The organism is uncultured Kluyvera sp., from assembly GCF_902485085.1.
Taxonomy (GTDB): domain Bacteria; phylum Pseudomonadota; class Gammaproteobacteria; order Enterobacterales; family Enterobacteriaceae; genus Kluyvera; species Kluyvera ascorbata.
This window is the reverse complement of the sequence record NZ_CABTJS010000155.1, coordinates 1-1,338: the sequence shown is the minus strand read 5'-3', so window position 1 is coordinate 1,338 and position 1,338 is coordinate 1. Positions and strand designations below refer to the sequence as shown.

The 1,338-nt window shown below is 48.7% G+C and carries 1 pseudogene; it reads left to right on the top strand.

Going from position 1 to position 1,338, the window contains the following annotated elements:
* A pseudogene (locus RDN66_RS19085) lies at window positions 1-1,301 on the top strand (restriction endonuclease subunit R); the annotation flags it as partial.
* Window positions 1,302-1,338 lie beyond the last annotated feature (37 nt).

The following is a 1,338-nucleotide window of genomic DNA, read 5'->3' as shown; positions in this document are numbered from 1 at the left end:
TGACAGTTGTGGCCAGCGAAAGTTACAAGGACTTCGTAACAGCCTTGCAGAAGGACATTAGCGAGTCCTTGTCAGCTCGTCCGCGTGTGGCGGACAAGGCCTACTTCACGGGCAAGATGATGAACACGAACGAAGGCCCGGTTACGGTCTCGGATGAACAGGCCACGGACATTGAGTTTTATCTAATCCAGAACGGCTACGTTGATAAAAAACGCAATATCACGGAGAAGTACCATCAAGCCAAGAAAGACGGCACGCTGGTGGCATTGCCGGATGAACTGCAGTCCTATGCGGAGCAGGTATTCCACCTGATTGACAGCGTATTCAGCGAAAACCAGCTCATGCAGGTAGAAGATGGTCGCAAGCCCAAAAGACTGCAGCCCAATGCCAACTTTGAAAAGCAGGAATTCAAGGCGCTATGGGGTCGAATCAATCGCAAGGCTACTTACAGCGTGCTGTTTGATGATGTTGAGCTAGTGAACAATGCGATCAAGGCGCTCAATGACAAGAATGCTGGGTTGCGAGTGACACCGTTGCAATACACCATCCACCGTGGCGAGCAGGCTGATACGGCAACTTACGATGACCTCAAAAAGGGTAATGCCTTCGAGTTAAAAGTTACCGAAACAGAATCGGACAACACATCAATTCACTCTGCTGTGCAGTACGATCTGATTGGCAAGTTATCAGAGGGAACTTTGCTGACAAGACGAGCCGCTGCCGAAATTCTTAAAGGCCTCAATGCTGACGTCTTCGCGCAATTCAAGAGCAACCCGGAAAGCTTCATTGCCGAAGCCATTCGCTTGGTTAATGAACAAAAGGCCAATGTCATCATCGAGCATCTGGCCTATGACACGCTAGAAGACAAGTTTGATCTGGATATCTTTACCACTGGTCAAAGCAAACAGGACTTGAGTAAGGCCGGGAATAAACTGCAAAATCACATCTATGACTACGTGCTTACCGACTCTGCGATTGAGCGCAAGTTCGTCGAAGAGCTGGATACCAGCAAGGATGTGGTGGTATATGCCAAGTTGCCACGTGGTTTTCTGATTCCAACCCCAGTCGGTGATTACAACCCCGACTGGGCCATTTCCTTCAAAGAAGGCTCGGTCAAGCATGTGTATTTCGTTGCTGAGACCAAGGGCTCGATGTCGTCACTGGATTTACGGCCTATTGAAACTACCAAGATTAAATGTGCCCGTAAGTTCTTCGATGAGATCAACAAGAAGTTTGCTCCAGAAAACGTGAAGTATGACGTCGTGGATAGCTTCGGTAAGCTGATGGAAGTGGTGAAGTAAGACACTAAGGATTGGCCATGTGGTGGGGAGATTATGG